The following is an 18,303-nucleotide window of genomic DNA, read 5'->3' as shown; positions in this document are numbered from 1 at the left end:
CTTGCTATAGTTCAGTTCTTCAGACGCGGGGTGGAGCAGTCTGGCAGCTCGTCGGGCTCATAACCCGAAGGTCACAGGTTCAAATCCTGTCCCCGCAACCAGTTTTAGAATGCAGGCCGAATTCCAGTGGAATTCGGCCTGTTTTCATTTCTGCCTGCTGATCGCCTCTTCATCCCGCCCGCACCAGCGCCTCGAACTCGGCCACCGGCAGCGGACGGCTCAGCAGGTAGCCCTGCCAGGCATGGCAATGATGCCGCTCCAGAAAGGCGCGCTGGGCCTCGGTTTCCACGCCTTCGGCCATGACCCGCAGGCCCAGGCTGATTCCCAGGGCCACGATGGTGCGCGCGATCGCCGCGTCGTTGGGGTCGGTCAGCACGTCGCGCACGAAGCTCTGGTCGATCTTCAACTGGTCCAGCGGCAGGCGCTTCAGATAGGCCATCGACGAATAGCCGGTGCCGAAATCATCCAGCGAAAAGCCCACGCCATAGCCCTTGAGCTGCACCATCTTGCGGATCGTGTCCTCGATGTCCTGCAACAGCAGGCCTTCGGTCAGTTCGAGCTCGAGCCGGTTGGCGTCCGCACTGGTTCCTGCCAGGGCCGCCAGCACCTGATCGACGAAGCCGGGCTCGTGGAACTGACGCGGGCTGACGTTGACGGCCAGGCTCAGGTGCGCAAACGCAGGGTCCTGGGCCCAGCGGGCCAGTTGTTCGCAAGCCGACCGCAGGACCCATTCACCCAGCGGCAGGATCAGACCGGTCTCCTCGGCCAGAGGAATGAAGGCGGCGGGCGATACGAAGCCATCCTGGGGATGATGCCAGCGCAGCAACGCCTCGCAGCCAATGATGCGGTCACGGTCTTTCTGCGGCTGGTAGAACAGTTCGAACTGGCCCTGCTCCAGGCCGATGCGCATGTCCAGTTCCAGCGTGGCGCGCCGATGCACTGCGGCCTGCATCAGCGGGTCGTAGAAACGCAGCGTGTTGCGGCCCGCCGCCTTGGCCTGGTACATGGCCAGATCGGCCCGCTTGAGGTGTTCGTCCACCCCCTGCTCCAGCCCGTGAAATACCGCGGCTCCCATGCTGACCGTCGCATGGTAGTGCTCTCCCTCCAGCAGGTAGGGCTCGCTCAGCAACGTCAGGATGCGCTGGCCGATTTCCTCCGCCTGCGCGGCGGCCTCTTCGGCGGAGTCGCCCAGTCCCTCCAGGACGACCACGAACTCGTCATCCCCATGCCGGGCCACAGTCTGCGAGTCGGGCAGACTGGCCAGCAGACGTTCGGCGACCTGACGCAGCACCAGATCTCCGCAGTCATGGCCCCGCGTCTCGTTCAGGGTCTTGAAGTGATCCAGGTCCAGCATCAGCAGCGCGCCCCAACGCTGATGACGCGCGGTGGACGCCAGGGTCTGCTGCAACCGGTCCAGCAGCAGGCGGCGGTTGGGCAAGCCGGTCAGCGAATCGTTGAAGGCCAGGTAATTGATTTCCTCCTCGGCCGCCTTGCGTGAGGTCAGATCCTCCAGCATCAACAGGTAGTCGTCGCCCAGCAGGACACCGGCGATTTCGACCGTCCGATAGGCGCCGTCGCCACACAGTATCCGATATTCACCGACCGCGATGACGCTCTCGCCCGACTGACGAGCCGCAGCGTAGCGCTGCGACCAATGCTGGCGCGCCCGTTCACGGACATCGAGGTCAGGGCAGATCCGCGCCCACCAGGTCTGCACATCGGGAACAGCCTGTTCGGCATTGCCGAAAGTCTGCACGAACTGTCGATTACGGAACGTGATGCGCTCATCGTGCCGCACCAGACACACCCCCACCGGCAGGTGATCGAGGATGCTGCGCAGATGCCGCTCCCGATCCTGCAACGCGTCCTGCATCCGGCGCCGCTCGTCGATGTCCTGGATGACGGCGACGTGGAAGTCGGGCGCCTCGCCCGGCTTCCAGATAGGGGAGACCGTCAAGTCCACCCAGATCGGTTCGCCCCCCTTGCGCAGGACGCGCTTTTCGAGCCGGAACTCGCGGATCTCTCCTGCCTGGACGCGCCTCATCTGCTCCACGTCCAGTGCCAGATCGTCCGGATGGGTCAACTGCTGGAAATCGAGTTGCAGCAGTTCGTCCCGCGTGTAGCCCAGGATGTCGCAATACTTTTGGTTCACGCGGACCAATGCGCCGGTCTTGACGTCGGTCAAAGACACGCCGACCGCCGCCTGGTTGAAGACGGCGCGAAAGCGTTCCTCGCTGTGCCGCAGGGCCTCATGGGTAGAGGCGACCTCGGTGACGGCCCGCGTGCGCTGCCGCGTCAGCAGGCCGGCCAGCACCATCAGCAGCAAAGTCATGGCCACGCCCGCGCCGCCGATCCACCAGGGCATCATCCGCTCGGTGGGGGACAGCAAGGCGCGGCTTGACACGAAGTCCAGCCTCCAGGTCCGTCCCATCACGTCCAACATGCGGGTTTCTTCGAGCACGGGCCCTGGCGCGGACGCACCCTGCGGCAGCGACGAGGTGCCCAACAGGACCGGCACACCCGTGCCGCCCGCAGCGCCGGCATCCTGCAAGCGCAGCGACAGACCGCGCAGGAACCCGGATGCGCGCATGGCATCCAGCATGCCGCTGACCCGCACCACGGCGGCCACCGCGCCGATGAAACGGTCGTCCTCGCCGTGATGGAACACGGGAAAGCGCAGCACGAAGGCCGTGTTGTCTTTCTTTTCCTGAAGCAAGGAGAAAGGCGCCGAGGCGACCGGGCGGCCCGTCGTCCACCCCGTCAGTACGGCGGCCAGATTGGCAGGCTGGGAGGCGATGTCCAGCCCCAAGATGCCCTCGTTGCCTTCCCTGGGCCAGAGATACTCGACGATATAGTGGTCGGGTCGATTGATCTGCGGGTGAATGATCGGCACCGTCGGGTCCGCTGCCGGGAACCGGGCGCGCAGCCGCGCTTCATACAGGAGCAGTCCTTCGGTGGGTACCCGGCGTACGAAGGACAGGTTGACCAGTTCGGGGTAGTTCTGGCGCACGTCATGCTGCGTCACCACACGCTCGAACAGCGCGTCATCCAGGTCGGGACTCACCATGAACAGATCGCGCAGGCCGGCCACGACCTCGGCATAGGCCACGATGCGCTGGGCGATCGCGTCGCTGGAGGAGCGAACCTCTTCGGAAAACCGGATCTGGGCAATCGACCGCCCGGTTTCTCGCTGTTGCTGCACCAGTCCGTAGGTCAGGCCGAACCCGCACACGGCCACCAGAAAGCCAGGCAAGCATAGGCCGAATATTCGTCTTGCAGAAAATGCCGCCATGAGGCTCCTTGATCGAAAGGGCAGGCACAAAGAGGCGGGTGGGCTTTATGCGCGCCCCGCCAGGCGGCGGGACTTCGGGGCTAAGGATAGCGGTTTTTACGTGACTGTTGTGAACTGTTTCACACGACGGCGCTGACGCCCCCAAAACGCCGGCGCGTGCTGACCAACGGCATGCAATCGCCGGCCGGCCGCGTCAGATGCGCGCGGCACTCACCAGCGCACGAAGAACAGCACCCAGGCCCAGCAAAACGGCAGCAGACCGGCCGCGACCAGAGCCACGGCCCCCAGCCTGGGGAACAGTCTCTGCGTGCGCAGACCTGCCAGCCGCCACTCGAAGCGCAGGCTCCAGGCGAGCGCCAGCGTCAGCAGCGTGAAGCGCGTTGCGTTGGCCCAGCCTGTGGGCACGCCCTCGTGTTGCAGCAGGGTCAGCGTCGTCGCCGACAGGCCCAGGAACACCCCTACACCCGCTGCCGGGATCAGGCCCTGAGCCAGTTTGTGCACGCCCGCCAGGCGACTGCGCAGCAGCCGCCCGTCTGCGTCCCGCACCCCGGGCGCCTGCATCGCCGGCAGCAGGCAATCCGCCAGCCACAGGCCACAGAACACGGCACCGCCCACGATCACGGCTGCACCGCCGATGAAGAGCAGAATGACGGCACCATCCAGCCAACTGAAGCTGTCGTTGACCTCCGGATAATGCGTCAGTATGAACCAGGGGGCGTTATCGGCCAGCGGCCAGAAGATGTCGTGCTCCACCAGCCAGGTCGCGGCGGCCTGCTTGATCGACACGAACCAGGGGCTGGCGCTCCACAGAAAGGCCCCGACAGCCAGGCCCATCAAGCCGAACACGATCAGCGCCGTCTGCCAGCCGCTGCCTTCGGCCACATGGACGATCTCGGCCTCGGGCGAACGGGGCGTGAGGGCGATGGCACCCCGATAGTCACTGCAACGCCCGCACATATGGCATTCGGCCCCGCCCTGCATATTGCGCAGGGGCAGCAGGGGCGCGCAGTTGATGGATTCGGTCCGCCGCACAGGTGCGCGCCAGGCGGCAGCATCCACCCGGTAGTGCCAGGGAGCGAGCTTGGCCAACAGGTTGAACACGCCGTTGACCGGACACAGGTATTTGCACCAGACGCGCTTGTCGCGTCCGTAGAGCCAGCCGACGATCATGGCGGCCACGGTCGAACCGCCCAGCACGGCGGCAACCGCCCAGGGGTACTGGTAGACGCTGACCAACTGGCCGTAGATCGTGGTCAGGCTGAAGGCCACGAAAGGCCAGCCGCCCCAGCGCATCCAGCGCGGGATGGCCCGCCCGCGCCCATGCCGGCTGGCCCATTCGGTCAGAGCGCCCTCGGGACAGAACAGGCCGCACCAGGCGCGGCCGAACAAAGGGATGGACACCAGCACGAACGGCCACCAGACGCCCCAGAAGGCAAACTGGGCCACGATGGTGAGATTATTGAAGACGGACGCGGTGCGGTCCGGCAGCGGCATGACGGCCGGGATCGCCAGCAAGGCGACGTAGACGACGACGATGGCCCACTGTATTCCCCGGATCGCGCGCTGGTGATCGCGCAGGAAATCCCCCGCGCGTGCGACACCGGAACGAAACGAATGCGACCAGACCATGCGGCTATGCCATTTCAAGTCTTGAGACAAGGCGGTATTCTCCACGCATCCCTTCTTCCAAGCAAACAGGAGCGTTTCTCATGAAAGCCATCGGATACCGGCAGGCCGGCTCTCTCGACCGCGACGACGCGCTGGTCGACATCGAACTCGAGCGCCCGGTGCCACAAGGCCGCGATGTGCTGGTCGAGGTCGCGGCGATATCCGTCAACCCTGTCGACACCAAAATCCGCAAGAACGTCTCTCCCGAACCCGGCCAGTGGAAAGTCCTGGGCTGGGACGCTGTCGGCCGGGTCGCGGCGGTCGGCCCCGACGTCACGCGCTTCCAGCCCGGCGACGCAGTGTTCTACGCCGGGGCGCTGGATCGGCCGGGTGCCAACAGCGAATTCCATCGGGTCGACGAGCGCCTCATCGGCCGCAAGCCCGGCACGCTCGGCAACGCCGAAGCGGCCGCCCTGCCCCTGACGGCCATCACCGCCTGGGAAATGCTGTTCGACCGGCTCGACGTGCGGCGCCCCGTGCCCGGCGCGGCAAACACCATCCTGATCATCGGCGGCGCGGGCGGCGTCGGCTCGATCGCCATCCAGCTCGTCAAGGCGCTCACGGACCTGACCGTCATCGCCACCGCGTCCCGCCCGGAAACCCGGGCCTGGGTCGAGGCCCTGGGCGCCGACCACGTCGTCGATCATCGCGAACCCCTGGCCGGACAGATCGCAGCCCTGAGCCTGGGCCGGCCCGCCTTCGTCTTTTCGACGACCGCGACCGACCGGCACGCGGCGCAGATCGCCGAACTCATCGCCCCGCAGGGCCGCCTGGGCCTGATCGACGACCCCGACGCCATTGACATCAAGCTGTTCAAGCGCAAATCGGTATCGATACACTGGGAATTCATGTACACCCGTTCGATGTTCGAAACCGAGGACATCGCAGCGCAGGGCCGGCTGCTGGACGAGGTCGCCCGGCTGGTGGATACGGGCCGGCTGCGCACCACGCTGACGGAAACCCTGCGCCCGATCAACGCGGCCAACCTGCGCAAGGCACACGCCCTGCTGGAAAGCGGCCGCGCGCGAGGCAAGATCGTCCTGGAAGGTTTCGGGGCCTGAGGCCGGGAGACGCGGGTGAGCCACTCTGCCCGCCCGCCCGATCGGCCGATCATCACACTGCTGCGGTCGCCTTGGCGCGGCCGACGGGCGACGGCGCCGCAGTGCGGCGCAGCAACCACGCCACGACGCACCAGTACGCCAGCCAGATCAGCACCTGGGACAATGCGGGATAGGCGCGGTAACCGGCGAAATCAGCCAGGACCTTGCCCAGCCCGCCTTCGGTCTCCAGCAGCCAGGAGGTGTCCCACACCGGATCCATCAGCGCCGGCAGCACGCCCAGGGAGATCAGTCGATCCGTGGCCGACACCAGCAACGCGCCGGCCAGCAGCAGCAAGAGGATTTCGCTCAGCTTGAAAAAACGTCGCCAGGTGATGACCCGCCCGCCCAGTTGCAGCAACCAGAAGGTCAGCAGCGCCGCAGCGAACCCGCCCAGACCAGCCAATACCATCGCACCGGTGTCGCCCGATGCCTGCGAGGACAGGACGGTGCCGTACAAAAAGACCACGGTCTCGCTGCCTTCGCGGGCCACGGCGATCATCACCAGAATCAGCAGGCCCCACCAGTGGTCGCCGCCGACCTGCTGCGCCGCGCCGGATTCCAGTTCGCGCTTCAGCCCACGCCCGTGCGCACGCATCCAGACGACCATCTGGACCACCAGCCCGCAGGCGACCAGCGCCATCAGCGCCTGGAACCATTCCTGACCTTCGTCGGACAGCCAGGAGGCGACCCCCAGCAGCACCAGCGCCAGCGCTCCGGCCAGCAGCAAGCCTGCGCCGACGCCACCCCACAGCCAGGGCAGGCCGCGCCGGCCGTCCGGCGAAGCGCGCAGCCAGGAATACAGGATGCCGATGACCAGCAGGGCCTCGACACATTCACGCCAGACAATGAAAGCGACTTGTTCCATGATGGAGTACGGGTATCAGGGCTTGGGCAGCACCACCAGGGTGCCCTTCACCTGGGGATGAAAATCATCGAAGAAGGGATATTCGCCAGGCCGCGACAGGGACAGCACCACGAACGAAGTCACCCCCGGTCCCAGGACTTTTTCCTTGCGCAGCGGCAGGCTCTCGAACTCGACGGCCTCGGTGCTTTCGTTGACCAGGATGATCTTGAAGCGGCCCGCCGACACCTCCAGACGGGTCGGCTCGAAAGTGCCATCCGCCTTGAAGGTCAGCGTGTAGACCGGCATCTCGTCGGCCCGCGCCGCCTGGAGCGGCGCCAGCCAGCCCGCGCAGATCAGCGCCGCCAGCGCCATCCAGGCGCGCAGGCCAGCCATGTGTATCCGTGTCATGACGCCCCCCTGGATCAGTAGCCGCCCTTCTTGCCGGTGCCGGCATAGACGAACTCGTACTTGACCTCGAAGGGCTTGAACCACGGCGCGACACCGGTTTCCTTGTCGACGTGGCGACCGAAATGGTTGTTGTGCGCGGTTTCGGGCGAACCAACGATGAAGGTCAGATTGTATTTGCCCGGGCCTTCGAGCTTGACGTTGTCGCCGTAGTGCGGACCGTCGTTGGCCACCATGGGCATCAGGTCACCCTTCAGGACCTTGTCGCTGCCCTGCTTCTGCAACACGTACTGGATGTTCAGGTACGGTGCCCAGGCGCCTTCGGGCAGACCGTTCTTGTTGTCTGCCGTGGCGTGAATGTCGGCTTCCAGGTGGATGTCGGAGTCCTTCGCTGCGCGCATCATGCCGTCCGGTTCCATTTCGACCGGCTGCAAGTAGACCGCCGCCACTTCCAATCCATGGATCTCGCTCGGTTTGCCGATGGGATATTCGGCCGCCAGAGCGGAAGTGGCCAGGCCGATGCCGGCCAGTGCGACGAATAACTTGCTCACCATGAATGATCTCCGTGTTAGTAAGAAGAATGATTCTCGTTAATATAGCACCAGGAAACCGTCCAGCCATGAAGGTGGATCAAGAAAATTCGAGATCGGTTCGGAGATCGGGATGCGGCCGGGCGTTGCACCCGGCCTGCGATCACTTTTTCTTTTTTCCACCCTCGGGTGGCTGCCCGGGGAAAGGAAAGGCGGAGAACATGGAGCGCGTCTGGTCCTGCATCTGGTCCTGCATCTGGACGAACAGACTGCGGCTTTGCTCGATGTAGTTATTCATCATGTTCTGCAGGGCCGGCGTCTGCATGTTCATCAACTGGGCCCAGGCCTCGGGGCCGAAATGCTGCTGATACAGGCCCTGGGACTGTTCGGTCATCCGGTCCTGGATGTCCATCAGCACCTGGATGTTCTTTTCCAGGAACGTGCCCATCACGCCCTGCATGGCGTGGCCGTAGAAACGGATGATCTGCGCCAGCGCCTCGGCGGAAAACATGGGTACGCCGCCGGATTCCTCTTCCAGAATGATCTGGAGCAGGATGCTGCGGGTGAGGTCGTCGCCGGTCTTGGCGTCGACGACCTTGAACACCGTACTGTCCAGGACGAGCTGCTTGATGTCGGCCAGCGTGATGTAGGCACTGGACTGCGTATCGTACAGACGGCGGTTCGGGTATTTCTTGATCAGCCGTTCCGCCTGAGGGGGAGTCGTGTTCCGTGCCATGATCAGCCCATATGCAGGCCGCCATTCAGGGAGAAGTCCGCCCCGGTGGCAAAGCCTGAATCATCGGATGCCAGCCAGGCAACAATGGAGCCGATTTCTTCCGGCGTACCCAGACGCTTGACCGGGATGGTGGCGACGATCTTTTCCAGCACGTCGGGGCGGATGGCCCGGACCATGTCAGTGCCGATGTAGCCTGGGGAAATGGTGTTGACGGTGACGCCCTTGCTGGCGACCTCCTGGGCCAGCGCCATGGTGAAGCCATGGATGCCTGCCTTGGCGGTGGAGTAGTTGGTCTGGCCGAACTGGCCCTTCTGGCCGTTGACCGAACTGATGTTGATGATCCGCCCCCACTGGCGATCCACCATGTCATCGATGACCTGCTTGGTCACGTTGAACAGGCTGTTCAGGTTGGTGTCGATGACGGCGCGCCAGTCTTCCTGGTTCATCTTGCGAAAGAGGCCGTCGCGGGTGATGCCGGCGTTGTTCACCAGCACGTCGACCGGACCGAATTGTTCCTTGATCTTGACGAAGGCCTCGACCGTGGAATCCCAGTCGGACACGTTGCCGACCGAAGCGTTGAACTTGTAGCCCAGCGCAGCCTGCTCGGCCAGCCACTTGGCATGATCCCGGCTGGGTCCGCAACCGGCCACCACCGTGAAGCCTTCTTTTGCGAGACGCTGGCAGATCGATGTTCCGATGCCGCCCATACCCCCCGTCACGTAAGCCAGTTTGCCGCTCATGATGTTCTCCTGTTTGAATTGCTCTCGACTTGAATTCAGACTGCTTTGACCTTGACATAGCGCCCGGGTGCGGGCTCTATGGCTGGGTATTTGCGATTGCCCAGGGTACGGCGGGCTGCCCGCCAGACCCCGGAATGTCCGGCCAGCCAGTCCAGCCAATCGGGCCACCAACTGCCCTTGGCATGGTCCGCCTGCTCGAGCCAGGCCTCGGGATTGCCCGGCGGCGTGGCGCCCTGATTCCGGGACCAATACCCCCGCTTGCCGCGTTCGGGCGGATTGACCACCCCGGCGATGTGACCGGATTCACCCAGCACGAAGCGCAGCGGTCCGCTGAGCAAGCGAGTCGAAGCGTAAGCCGAGGTCCAGGGCACGATGTGGTCTTCGCGCGAAGCGTACAGATAGGCCGGCATGTCCAGGGCACGCAAATCGACCCGTTCGCCGCAGACGCGCAACTGACCGGTTTCCAGGCGATTTTCCAGGTAGGTGTTGCGGAAATACCAGGTGAAGAACGGTCCCGGCAGATTGGTGCCATCGGCGTTCCAGGACAGCAGATCGAAAGCGCGCGGCGATTCGCCCATCAGATAGTTGGAACCCACGTAGTTCCAGACCAGTTCCGAGGGCCGCAGGAACGAGAAGGTGGTGGACAGCTCACCCGCCGTCAGCAGGCCGCCCTCGCCCAGTTGCTGTTCACGCACGCGGGCATGTTGCTCGTCGACAAAGACGTCGAGGATGCCGGTCTCGCGGAAATCCAGGAACGTGGTCAGCAAGGTCAGCGCCGCCACCGGGTCTTCGCCCCGGGCGCGCGCCACGGCCAGCGCAGTGGACAGCAACGTGCCGCCGACGCAGAAGCCCAGGGCATTGATCTGCGACTGGCGGGTCACGTCGCGCACGACCTGGATGGCCTGCAGCACGCCGTCCTCGACGTAGTCGTCCCAGGTCTTGAGTTCGATGCCGTCCTGGTCTCCGTGCAGCGGATTGCGCCAGGACACCATGAAGACCTCGAAGCCGGCTTGCACGGCATGCTGCACCAGAGAATTGGCCGGCTGCAGATCCAGAATGTAGTACTTGTTGATGCAGGGCGGCACCATCAGCAAGGGCCGCTGGCGGACTTTCGCCGTCTGAGGCCGGTACTGGATGAGCTGGATCAGGGGATTTTCGTAGATCACCGTCCCCGGGGTCATGGCCAGGTTTTCGCCTGGCGCGAAGGCGGATTCGTCGGTCTGCGTGATGCGGCCCCGCGTCAGGTCGCGCATCAGATTGGCCAGCCCCCGCTGCAGGGATTCACCCCCGCTGTCGGCCATGGCTTTCAAGGCGTCAGGATTGGATGCCAGGAAGTTGGACGGCGACGCGGCCTCTATCCATTGCAAGACCGAAAATTTCAGGCGTTCGCGGGCGGTGTCTTCCAGATCGGCGGCCTGCGCCAGACGCTGCAATGCGTCGGCCATGATGAGATAGGCGTGCGCCGAGAAGAGCGCATGGGGATTGCCGGCCCAGGCGTCCGACGAGAAACGGCGATCGGTGGGCGGCGTCAACGCCCCCTGTCGGAACCGGTCCAGCAGCGACTGCCATGCCTGAGTGAATTCTGACTGAATGGCTGCCAATTGAGCGGGAGCGACCCCGGGCGCCGCACGCTTTTGTGTTGTGTTCCGATCAGCCATTCACCATCCCTTGTACCGCCAAGACCCCGAAATCGTCCGGAACCTACCGTTAGTCTATTCTGTCATTCTGGAAAATAGCGTCAATTCGGGTAAGTCGCTAGCCTGAACAAGCCCCCTGCCGGTACCGGCATCGATCAAATATTGATATAGATCAAAATGACGGCCGCCCAGAGTCACACCAGATACGCCAGGGTCGCCTGCCGGCCCGAACCCGGATCGCGTCGATGAGAAAAATATCGATCCGCTTGCGTCCAGGTGCATTCACCGCTGGACTCGACTCGGGCAACACCAGCCCGCAACAGACGGGCGCGCGCCAGGCCTGCCAAATCGGCCAGCCAACGCTCGTCATGCTCCGTTTGAAGCACAAAAAAATCTGCCGATCCGGCATCCTGGTCCAGGAAAGCGGCCCTCACTTCCGGGCCGACCTGAAAGGCCTGCGGCCCGATGCCCGGGCCGATCCAGGCGCGCCAGCCGCGCGCCTGGGGCGCCCGGCGGCGCAGGGCGTCCAGCGTGTTTTCCAGCACCCCGGCCACCAGCCCGCGCCAACCCGCGTGGGCGACACCCAGCACGGTGCCGGCTGCGTCCGCCAGCACCACCGGCAGACAATCGGCGGTCATGATCGCCAAGGGCCGGCCGCGCTGAGCCGTCACGGCGGCGTCGGCGCACGGAACGATGGCGACGTCGAAACCCGGGGTGGACGCGGCATTCGCATCGAACACGGCCGTGCCGTGCACCTGCTCCAGCCAGAGCGGCTCGTCCGGCAGGGCGCGCCGCAGCCGCGCGCGGTTTTCCCGCACGGCCGCCGGGTCGTCGCCGACATGCGTACCCAGGTTCAGACTGTCCCGAGGCGCCGGACTGACGCCGCCGACGCGCCAGGTCGAGAAATAGCGCACCCCGGTCCAGGGTTCACCGGTCACGCCCCGCAGACCGGGGGCGGGCTCAAGCAGCGTCGTCGCCATTGCGTTCCCAAAGAATGCCGTCCTGCACACGGCGGAAATCATCCGGCAGTTCCGCCGTATAGGCGCAGGACCGCCCGCTGACGGGATCGTCAAACCCCAGGGCGCGCGCATGCAGCATCTGACGCGTGGCGCCGGCCTCCAGCCGCCCGCCGTACAGGGTGTCGCCCAACAGCGGATGCCGCAAGCGGGCCATATGGACGCGAATCTGATGCGTGCGTCCCGTCTCCAGGCGACACAGCACCTGGGACACGACGAGCTCGCCGCAGCGCCCGATGCTCCGGGACGCGTAATGAGTGATGGCGGGCTTGGGCGCCACCGGGCGGTCCGAACTCATGCGGACCGGCACCCGGGCATCGCGGCCGATCGGCGCATCCACCGTGCCCTGCCCCGACAGCGCGCCATGCACCAGTGCGCAGTATTCGCGCCTGACCGTACGCGCCTGCAGCTGGCGCACCAACTGCGTCTGGGCGGTTTCCGTGCGGGCCACGACCAGCAGGCCCGAGGTGTCCTTGTCCAGCCGGTGGACGATGCCGGCGCGGGCCACGCGGGTCAGCTCAGGATAACGGAACAACAGACCGTTGAGCAGCGTGCCGTGCCAGTTGCCTGCGCCCGGATGGGTCACCAGACCAGCGGGCTTGTCCACCACGATCCAGTCCGGGGAATCATCCACGACGCGAAAGGCCACGTCTTCGGGAACGAAGGCCAGGTCCTCGGGCGCCTGTTGGGGCCAGACCCGGATCAGCGCGCCAGGCCCTACCCGGGTGCGGATCTTGCCCATGGCACCGTCGACCTCGACGTGTCCGTCCTCGATCCAGGACTGCAAGCGGCTGCGCGAATGCTGCGGCATCAGGCGCGCAAGCGTCTTGTCCAGCCGGTCCGGCAGGACCTCGAGCGGCAGGTGAAACACCTCGGGCGCGTCGGGGCCGGAGTCTTCGGTGGCGATATCCGTGTACGGCATGGCGACAAATCATATAATCTGCCGACAATGCTAACACCTTGATCAAGGACGTTCCGTGCCCGCGCATGCTTTCGTGTTCCCCAAAGCCCTGTCAACCCACCTCCGGCTGATCCTGGCTTGCCTGTGCATGGCCCTGGCGGCGGGCTGCAGTTCGACCAAAGGCAACGTCGATCCGACCGCAGGCTGGAGCGCAGAACGCCTCTACAGCCAGGCCCGTGCCGACATCAGTTCGGGTAGCTGGAGCGAGGCCCGCAAGAACCTGGAGGCCCTGGAGGCCCGCTATCCTTTCGGCATTTATGCGCAGCAGTCCCTGATCGATCAGGCCTACGTCAACTGGAAGGACGAGGAACCCGAACAGGCCAAGGCTGCGATCGACCGCTTCATGCAGCAATATCCGAACCACCCCGGCACGGACTACATGCTGTACCTGAAAGGCATGATCACCTTCACGCCGCCCAGCGCCGTCCTGTCGAGCTTCACGCGCCAGGACCCCAGCGAACGCGACCCCAAGGGCCTGCGCGAATCCTACGAAGCCTTCAACGAACTGATCAAGCGCTACCCTGACAGCCGCTACACGCCGGACGCCCGCAAACGCGCCGCCTGGCTGGTCAACACCATCGCCGAAAACGAAGTCCACATCGCCCAGTACTACTACGAGCGCGGCGCCTACGTGGCGGCGGCCAACCGCGCCCAGACCGTGGTCACCGACTTCGAAGGCGTACCCGTCGCTGAAAAGGCCCTGTACCTGATGATGCTCAGCTACGACAAGCTGAACCTGCCGGACCTGCGCGACGACGCCAAGCGCGTGCTCGACCACAATTTCCCGGACAGCAAGTACTACAAGCAGGGGCTGGACGAGTCCGTCAACCACTGGAACCCGATCAACTGGTTCTGAGGGTTCTTTGGACGAAGCAGTCGAACGGTCGAATTAATATTCGGCCGTTTTTTCTGCTGCAACGACCGGCGGATTCGCCAAAAATTCCAGCGCCACTCCGGCATCCCGGGTGCGGGCAAAAGGCGGCAGGCCCTGCCACAACAGCCGCCCATAGGGCTTGTCCACCAGACGGCCGTCGCCCACCATCAATACCCCCCAATCGGTTTCAGACCGGATCAGGCGCCCCGCGCCCTGCTTGAGCAGCAACGCCGCCTGCGGCAACTGGTATTCCATGAAGGGATTGCCCCCCTCGGTCCGGCAGGCGTTCAGGCGGGCTTCCAGCACCGGATCGTCGGGCGGTGCGAACGGCAGCTTGTCGATCGCCACCAGCGTCAGCGCATCACCCGGCACGTCGATGCCTTCCCAGAAGCTGGTGCTGCCCACCAGCACGGCATTGCCGGCCGATCGAAAACGGTCCAGCAGCACGCCGCGCGAGGCCTCGCCCTGGCGCATCACCGGCCGGTCCGAAGACAGCATGCCGCGCAGCAGGACGTCGGCGACGCGGTCGACCGCCCGCAAGGTGGTGCACAGCACCAGCACCCCGCCCGAGCAGGCGTCCACCAGCGGCAGCAGGGCCTGTGCAAAGGCCTCCGTGAAGCCGGGGTCGCTGGGCCAGGGCAGCGTCTTGGGCACGTACAGCAGGCCCTGCGCCGGATAATCGAAGGGCGAGGCCCAGCTTCGCGTTTCGGCGCTGCTCAGTCCCAACTGGCGCTGGAAGTGCTGAAAATCGCCACGTACCGACAGCGTGGCCGAGGCCAACACCCAGGACTGCCCCGGCCGCCGGAACCCGGAAAAGATCCGCGCCACCGACAAAGGCGCACGCTGCAAACGCACGGAGTGCGTGCTGTGCTCGATCCAGCGCACGGCGGCTTCGTCTTCCTGTTCAGCTTCGCCGCGCCCGGGATGCGCCCACTGCCACAGCCGGGCACGCAAGGTGCGCGCCGTGCGGGCCGCTGCCGCCAGGTCCGGGTGGCGTTCTTCCTGGGTGCCCAGGGATTCGGTCAACACATCCAGGGCCTGCGCCAGTCGGTCCAGAGACTGGTCGAAGGCCTCGGCCTCGGGGATCTGCTCGAAGGTCGCACGTCCACCCGGCAGCTTCCCCACCGGGGCGCTGACCAGGCGCAGGTCGCGCGCCGCTGCATCCAGCGCCTGGCACAGTTCGCTCCAGCGAACGGTTTCGCGCGCATGGGCCAGCCCGGCCGCCTCGGTCTGGCGAGCGCAGTCCAGCACCTGATGCAGCGACAGGCTCTGTCCCAGAAAACGGGTGGCGGTATCGGGCAGTTGATGCGCCTCGTCGAACACCACCAACTGGGTTTCCGGCAGCAGATCGGTGATGCCTTCTTCCCGCAGCGCCAGATCGGCCATGAACAAGGCATGGTTGACCACCACCACGTCGGCGTCCTGGGCGTGACGGCGCGCTTTCAGCAGAAAGCAATCGCGCACGAAGGGGCAGTCCTGGCCCAGGCAGTTTTCCCGGGTCGAAGTCACCCGGCTCCAGATGTCGGCGGTTTCCGGCACCTCTGGCAGATCTGCACGGTCACCGCTATCGCTTTCCCGGGTGAAGCGGCGGATGGCGCGCAACTGGGGCATCTCGTCACGCGATTTCAGGCCGCGCTCATCCTGCTCCAGGCGCTCCAGGTGGTAGTGGCAGACATAATTGCCACGTCCCTTGAGCAGCGCCACATCTACCGGCAGGGCCAGGGCGGCCCGCAGGCGCGGGATGTCGCGACGGAACAATTGGTCTTGCAGCGTCCGGGTGCCGGTGGACACCAGCACCTTGCCGCCCGACAGAAAGGCCGGTGCCAGATAGGCCCAGGTCTTGCCCGTGCCCGTGCCGGCCTCGGCGATCAGCACGCCGCTGCTGTCCAGGGTGTCGCGGATGGCCTCCGACAGTTCGAGCTGGGCCGCGCGCGGCACGTAGCCCGGCAACTGGCGGGCCAGCGGGCCGTCGGGGCCGAAGATTTCGGCAAGATCGTTGGAAAACATGGTGCGAGGCGCGGCGTGGAGACGGTTCAACCTCCGGATGATACGCCAGGCATTCCAATCCGGCGGGCCGGGTGTGGCAAAATGCGCCGCTTGTACCGGCACTTTGCGACACTCATGATGACCAGCCCCGACTCCCAGACCCATGCCGTCGATCCCGCCCGCATCCTGCGGCTGCTGACGGCGGAACTCGATGCCCGCCCCGCCCAGATCGCGGCGGCGGTGGACCTGCTGGATTCCGGCGCCACCGTGCCCTTCATCGCCCGCTACCGCAAAGAAGTCACCGGCGGGCTGGACGACACGGTGCTGCGTCAGCTGGAAGTGCGCCTGCTCTACATCCGCGAACTGGAAGGCCGCCGCGTGGCGATTCTGGACTCCATCGCAGGCCAGGGCAAACTGGACGACGCCCTGCGTGCACAGATTCTGGAAGCCGACAGCAAGCAGCGGCTGGAAGATCTGTACGCCCCCTACAAGCCCAAACGCCGCACACGCGCCCAGATCGCCCGCGAGGCCGGTCTGGAGCCCCTGGCCGACGCCCTGCTGGCCGACGCTGCAGCCGACCCCGAAACCCTGGCGGCGGGCTACCTGAACGCCGAGGCCGGCTTCGAGGACGCGCGTGCCGCCCTCAATGGGGCACGCGACATCCTGGCCGAACGTTTCGCGGAAAACGCCGCGCTGCTGGACACGCTGCGCACCGAACTCTGGAACGGCGGCCGGATCTATGCCCAGGTCGTAGCCGGCAAAGAGACCGAGGGCGCGAACTTCCGTGACTGGTTCGACTTCAACGAAGCCCTGCGCACCCTGCCCTCGCACCGCATCCTGGCCCTGCTGCGCGGTCGCCAGCAAGGCGTCCTGGATCTGCGTCTGGGACTGGATCCCGAGCGCGAGGCCGAGACGCCGCACCCCTTCGTCGCGCGCGTGGCCGGTCTGCTGGACCTGGACGCGCGCTTCGATGCCCGCGCCACGCCCCGCCAGCACTGGCTGGCCGAAGTCTGCCGCTGGACCTGGCGGGTCAAGTTGCTGACCGGCTTCGAGACCGAACTGATCGGCCGGCTGCGCGAAACAGCCGAGGCCGAGGCCATCCGCGTGTTCGCCGCCAATCTGAAGGACTTGCTGCTGGCCGCGCCCGCCGGGCCGAAGACCGTGCTGGGCCTGGACCCGGGCATCCGCACCGGCGTCAAGGTCGCCGCCATCGACGCCACCGGCAAGCTGCTGGAAACCGCCACCATCTACCCCTTCGAGCCACGCCGCGACGTCGAGGGCAGCCTGAAGACCCTGGCCGCCCTGGTCGCACGCCACAAGATCGACCTGATTGCCATCGGCAACGGCACCGCCTCGCGCGAGACCGAACGCCTGGCTGCCGCACTGCGCGAACGCCACCCCGAACTGACGTTCGAACGCGTCGTCGTGTCCGAGGCCGGCGCCTCGGTCTATTCGGCCTCCGAACTGGCGGCCCTGGAATTCCCCGAACTGGATGTCAGCCTGCGCGGCGCGGTCTCCATTGCCCGCCGCCTGCAGGACCCGCTGGCCGAACTGGTCAAGATCGAGCCCAAGGCCATCGGCGTGGGCCAGTACCAGCACGACGTCAACCAGCGCGAACTGGCCCGGTCCCTGGATGCCGTGGTCGAAGACTGCGTGAACGCCGTCGGCGTGGACGTGAACACGGCTTCGGCGCCACTGCTGACGCGTGTGTCGGGGCTGAACCAGTCCCTGGCGCGCAACATCGTGCAATGGCGCGAGGCCAACGGCGCCTTCCGCAACCGCAAGGCGCTGCGCGACGTGCCCCGTTTCGGCGACAAGGCCTTCGAACAGGCCGCCGGCTTCCTGCGGGTACCGGGGTCCGACAACCCCCTGGACGCTTCGGCCGTACACCCCGAGGCCTACCCCGTGGTCGAGCGCATCCTGCTTAAGGCCGGCCAGCCCGCCGCAGCTCTGATGGGCAACGCCGACTCCCTGAAAGGCCTGTCCCCGGCGGACTTCACCGACGAGCGTTTCGGCCTGCCCACGGTGCGCGACATCTTTGCCGAACTGGAAAAACCGGGCCGCGACCCCCGCCCCGAATTCAAGACGGCGAAGTTCAAGGAAGGCATCCAGGACATCAAGGACCTGGTCCCCGGCATGATGCTGGAAGGCGTGGTCAGCAACGTCGCCAATTTCGGGGCTTTCGTGGACATCGGCGTACACCAGGACGGTCTGGTGCACGTGTCCGCCCTAGCCGACAAGTTCGTCAAGGACCCGCGCGACGTGGTGCGCGTGGGCCAGACGGTGCAGGTGCGCGTGCTGGAAGTGGACGTGGCGCGCAAGCGCATCGCCCTGAGCATGCGCAAGGACGATCCCGAACCCCGCACCTCGGGCGGCCCTGCCGGCTCAGGCGCGGGACGGCCGGGCGGACGCCCCGGCGGCCCGCGTGGCGGACGCAACGACAAGCCGGTCAGCGCGCCTCAGGGCGCCATGGCCGAAGCCTTCGCGCGGCTGCGCAAGTAGGCGCCGACCGGC

At 65.8% G+C, this 18,303-nt stretch carries 14 protein-coding genes and 1 tRNA gene; 4 read left to right on the top strand and 11 right to left on the bottom strand.

Features of this window, described 5'->3' with window-relative positions:
- Positions 1-24: 24 nt before the first annotated feature.
- Positions 25-101: transfer RNA gene (locus WA983_RS14240), tRNA-Met, on the top strand.
- Positions 102-169: 68 nt separating this feature from the next.
- Here the strand turns inward: WA983_RS14240 and WA983_RS14235 are convergent.
- A complete protein-coding gene (locus WA983_RS14235) occupies positions 170-3,253 on the bottom strand; it encodes a bifunctional diguanylate cyclase/phosphodiesterase (RefSeq protein ID WP_424249078.1) in 3,084 nt (1,027 codons plus the stop codon).
- Positions 3,254-3,502: 249 nt separating this feature from the next.
- Positions 3,503-4,921, bottom strand: coding sequence for a 4Fe-4S binding protein (locus tag WA983_RS14230; RefSeq protein WP_424312223.1), 1,419 nt, complete (start codon positions 4,919-4,921; stop codon positions 3,503-3,505).
- A gap of 80 nt (positions 4,922-5,001) precedes the next feature.
- On the opposite strand from WA983_RS14230, the gene WA983_RS14225 reads away from it, so the two are divergent.
- Positions 5,002-6,021 (top strand): zinc-binding alcohol dehydrogenase family protein, encoded by a 1,020-nt coding sequence (locus WA983_RS14225; RefSeq protein WP_424312220.1) that lies wholly within the window; start codon positions 5,002-5,004, stop codon positions 6,019-6,021.
- Between the two features lie 52 nt (positions 6,022-6,073).
- Here WA983_RS14225 and WA983_RS14220 read toward each other — a convergent pair whose 3' ends face one another.
- From WA983_RS14220 to WA983_RS14185, 8 genes are all read right to left on the bottom strand, one after another.
- On the bottom strand, positions 6,074-6,925 hold the full coding sequence (locus WA983_RS14220; RefSeq protein WP_424252234.1) for an FTR1 family iron permease: 852 nt from the start codon (positions 6,923-6,925) through the stop codon (positions 6,074-6,076).
- A 15-nt stretch (positions 6,926-6,940) separates the two neighbouring features.
- Positions 6,941-7,276 carry a cupredoxin domain-containing protein gene (locus WA983_RS14215; protein WP_424252248.1) on the bottom strand — a complete coding sequence of 112 codons (336 nt, stop codon included), beginning with the start codon at positions 7,274-7,276 and terminating at the stop codon, positions 6,941-6,943.
- Between the two features lie 50 nt (positions 7,277-7,326).
- On the bottom strand, positions 7,327-7,863 hold the full coding sequence (locus WA983_RS14210; RefSeq protein ID WP_424252236.1) for an iron transporter: 537 nt from the start codon (positions 7,861-7,863) through the stop codon (positions 7,327-7,329).
- Positions 7,864-8,002: 139 nt separating this feature from the next.
- Entirely contained in the window at positions 8,003-8,575 is a 573-nt protein-coding gene (gene phaR, locus WA983_RS14205) for a polyhydroxyalkanoate synthesis repressor PhaR (RefSeq protein ID WP_424252238.1), read from the bottom strand.
- 2 nt (positions 8,576-8,577) lie between these two features.
- A complete protein-coding gene (phbB, locus tag WA983_RS14200) occupies positions 8,578-9,315 on the bottom strand; it encodes an acetoacetyl-CoA reductase (protein WP_376814278.1) in 738 nt (245 codons plus the stop codon).
- A gap of 35 nt (positions 9,316-9,350) precedes the next feature.
- A complete protein-coding gene (phaC, locus tag WA983_RS14195; protein WP_424252240.1) occupies positions 9,351-10,973 on the bottom strand; it encodes a class I poly(R)-hydroxyalkanoic acid synthase in 1,623 nt (540 codons plus the stop codon).
- Positions 10,974-11,146: 173 nt separating this feature from the next.
- A complete protein-coding gene (pgeF, locus tag WA983_RS14190; protein WP_424252242.1) occupies positions 11,147-11,932 on the bottom strand; it encodes a peptidoglycan editing factor PgeF in 786 nt (261 codons plus the stop codon).
- Positions 11,913-12,779 carry an RluA family pseudouridine synthase gene (locus WA983_RS14185; RefSeq protein ID WP_424252250.1) on the bottom strand — a complete coding sequence of 289 codons (867 nt, stop codon included), beginning with the start codon at positions 12,777-12,779 and terminating at the stop codon, positions 11,913-11,915. Before WA983_RS14185 ends, pgeF begins: the two co-directional genes overlap by 20 nt.
- Before the next feature lie 199 nt (positions 12,780-12,978).
- On the opposite strand from WA983_RS14185, the gene WA983_RS14180 reads away from it, so the two are divergent.
- Positions 12,979-13,785, top strand: coding sequence for an outer membrane protein assembly factor BamD (locus tag WA983_RS14180; RefSeq protein ID WP_424252252.1), 807 nt, complete (start codon positions 12,979-12,981; stop codon positions 13,783-13,785).
- Positions 13,786-13,818: 33 nt separating this feature from the next.
- Here WA983_RS14180 and WA983_RS14175 read toward each other — a convergent pair whose 3' ends face one another.
- Complete coding sequence (locus tag WA983_RS14175; RefSeq protein ID WP_424252244.1) at positions 13,819-15,810, bottom strand: ATP-dependent DNA helicase; 1,992 nt, start codon at positions 15,808-15,810, stop codon at positions 13,819-13,821.
- A gap of 114 nt (positions 15,811-15,924) precedes the next feature.
- Between WA983_RS14175 and WA983_RS14170 the strand changes: the two genes are divergently transcribed.
- Positions 15,925-18,291, top strand: coding sequence for a Tex family protein (locus WA983_RS14170; protein WP_424312219.1), 2,367 nt, complete (start codon positions 15,925-15,927; stop codon positions 18,289-18,291).
- Positions 18,292-18,303: the final 12 nt, after the last annotated feature.

Source organism: Castellaniella sp. (assembly GCF_049650445.1).
GTDB lineage: Bacteria > Pseudomonadota > Gammaproteobacteria > Burkholderiales > Burkholderiaceae_B > Castellaniella.
Note: the sequence above shows the minus strand (reverse complement) of the source record. Positions and strands in the feature narration are given on the sequence as shown.

Bases quoted from the DNA above. Each gene is read 5' to 3' on its own strand.
- WA983_RS14170 (WP_424312219.1), top strand. From the start codon at position 15,925: ATGATGACCAGCCCCGACTCCCAGACCCATGCCGTCGATCCCGCCCGC.
- WA983_RS14175 (WP_424252244.1), bottom strand. From the start codon at position 15,810: ATGTTTTCCAACGATCTTGCCGAAATCTTCGGCCCCGACGGCCCGCTG.
- WA983_RS14210 (WP_424252236.1), bottom strand. From the start codon at position 7,863: ATGGTGAGCAAGTTATTCGTCGCACTGGCCGGCATCGGCCTGGCCACT.
- WA983_RS14185 (WP_424252250.1), bottom strand. From the start codon at position 12,779: ATGCCGCAGCATTCGCGCAGCCGCTTGCAGTCCTGGATCGAGGACGGA.
- phaC (WP_424252240.1), bottom strand. From the start codon at position 10,973: ATGGCTGATCGGAACACAACACAAAAGCGTGCGGCGCCCGGGGTCGCT.
- pgeF (WP_424252242.1), bottom strand. From the start codon at position 11,932: ATGGCGACGACGCTGCTTGAGCCCGCCCCCGGTCTGCGGGGCGTGACC.
- phaR (WP_424252238.1), bottom strand. From the start codon at position 8,575: ATGGCACGGAACACGACTCCCCCTCAGGCGGAACGGCTGATCAAGAAA.
- WA983_RS14220 (WP_424252234.1), bottom strand. From the start codon at position 6,925: ATGGAACAAGTCGCTTTCATTGTCTGGCGTGAATGTGTCGAGGCCCTG.
- WA983_RS14225 (WP_424312220.1), top strand. From the start codon at position 5,002: ATGAAAGCCATCGGATACCGGCAGGCCGGCTCTCTCGACCGCGACGAC.
- WA983_RS14230 (WP_424312223.1), bottom strand. From the start codon at position 4,921: ATGGTCTGGTCGCATTCGTTTCGTTCCGGTGTCGCACGCGCGGGGGAT.
- phbB (WP_376814278.1), bottom strand. From the start codon at position 9,315: ATGAGCGGCAAACTGGCTTACGTGACGGGGGGTATGGGCGGCATCGGA.
- WA983_RS14215 (WP_424252248.1), bottom strand. From the start codon at position 7,276: ATGGCGCTGGCGGCGCTGATCTGCGCGGGCTGGCTGGCGCCGCTCCAG.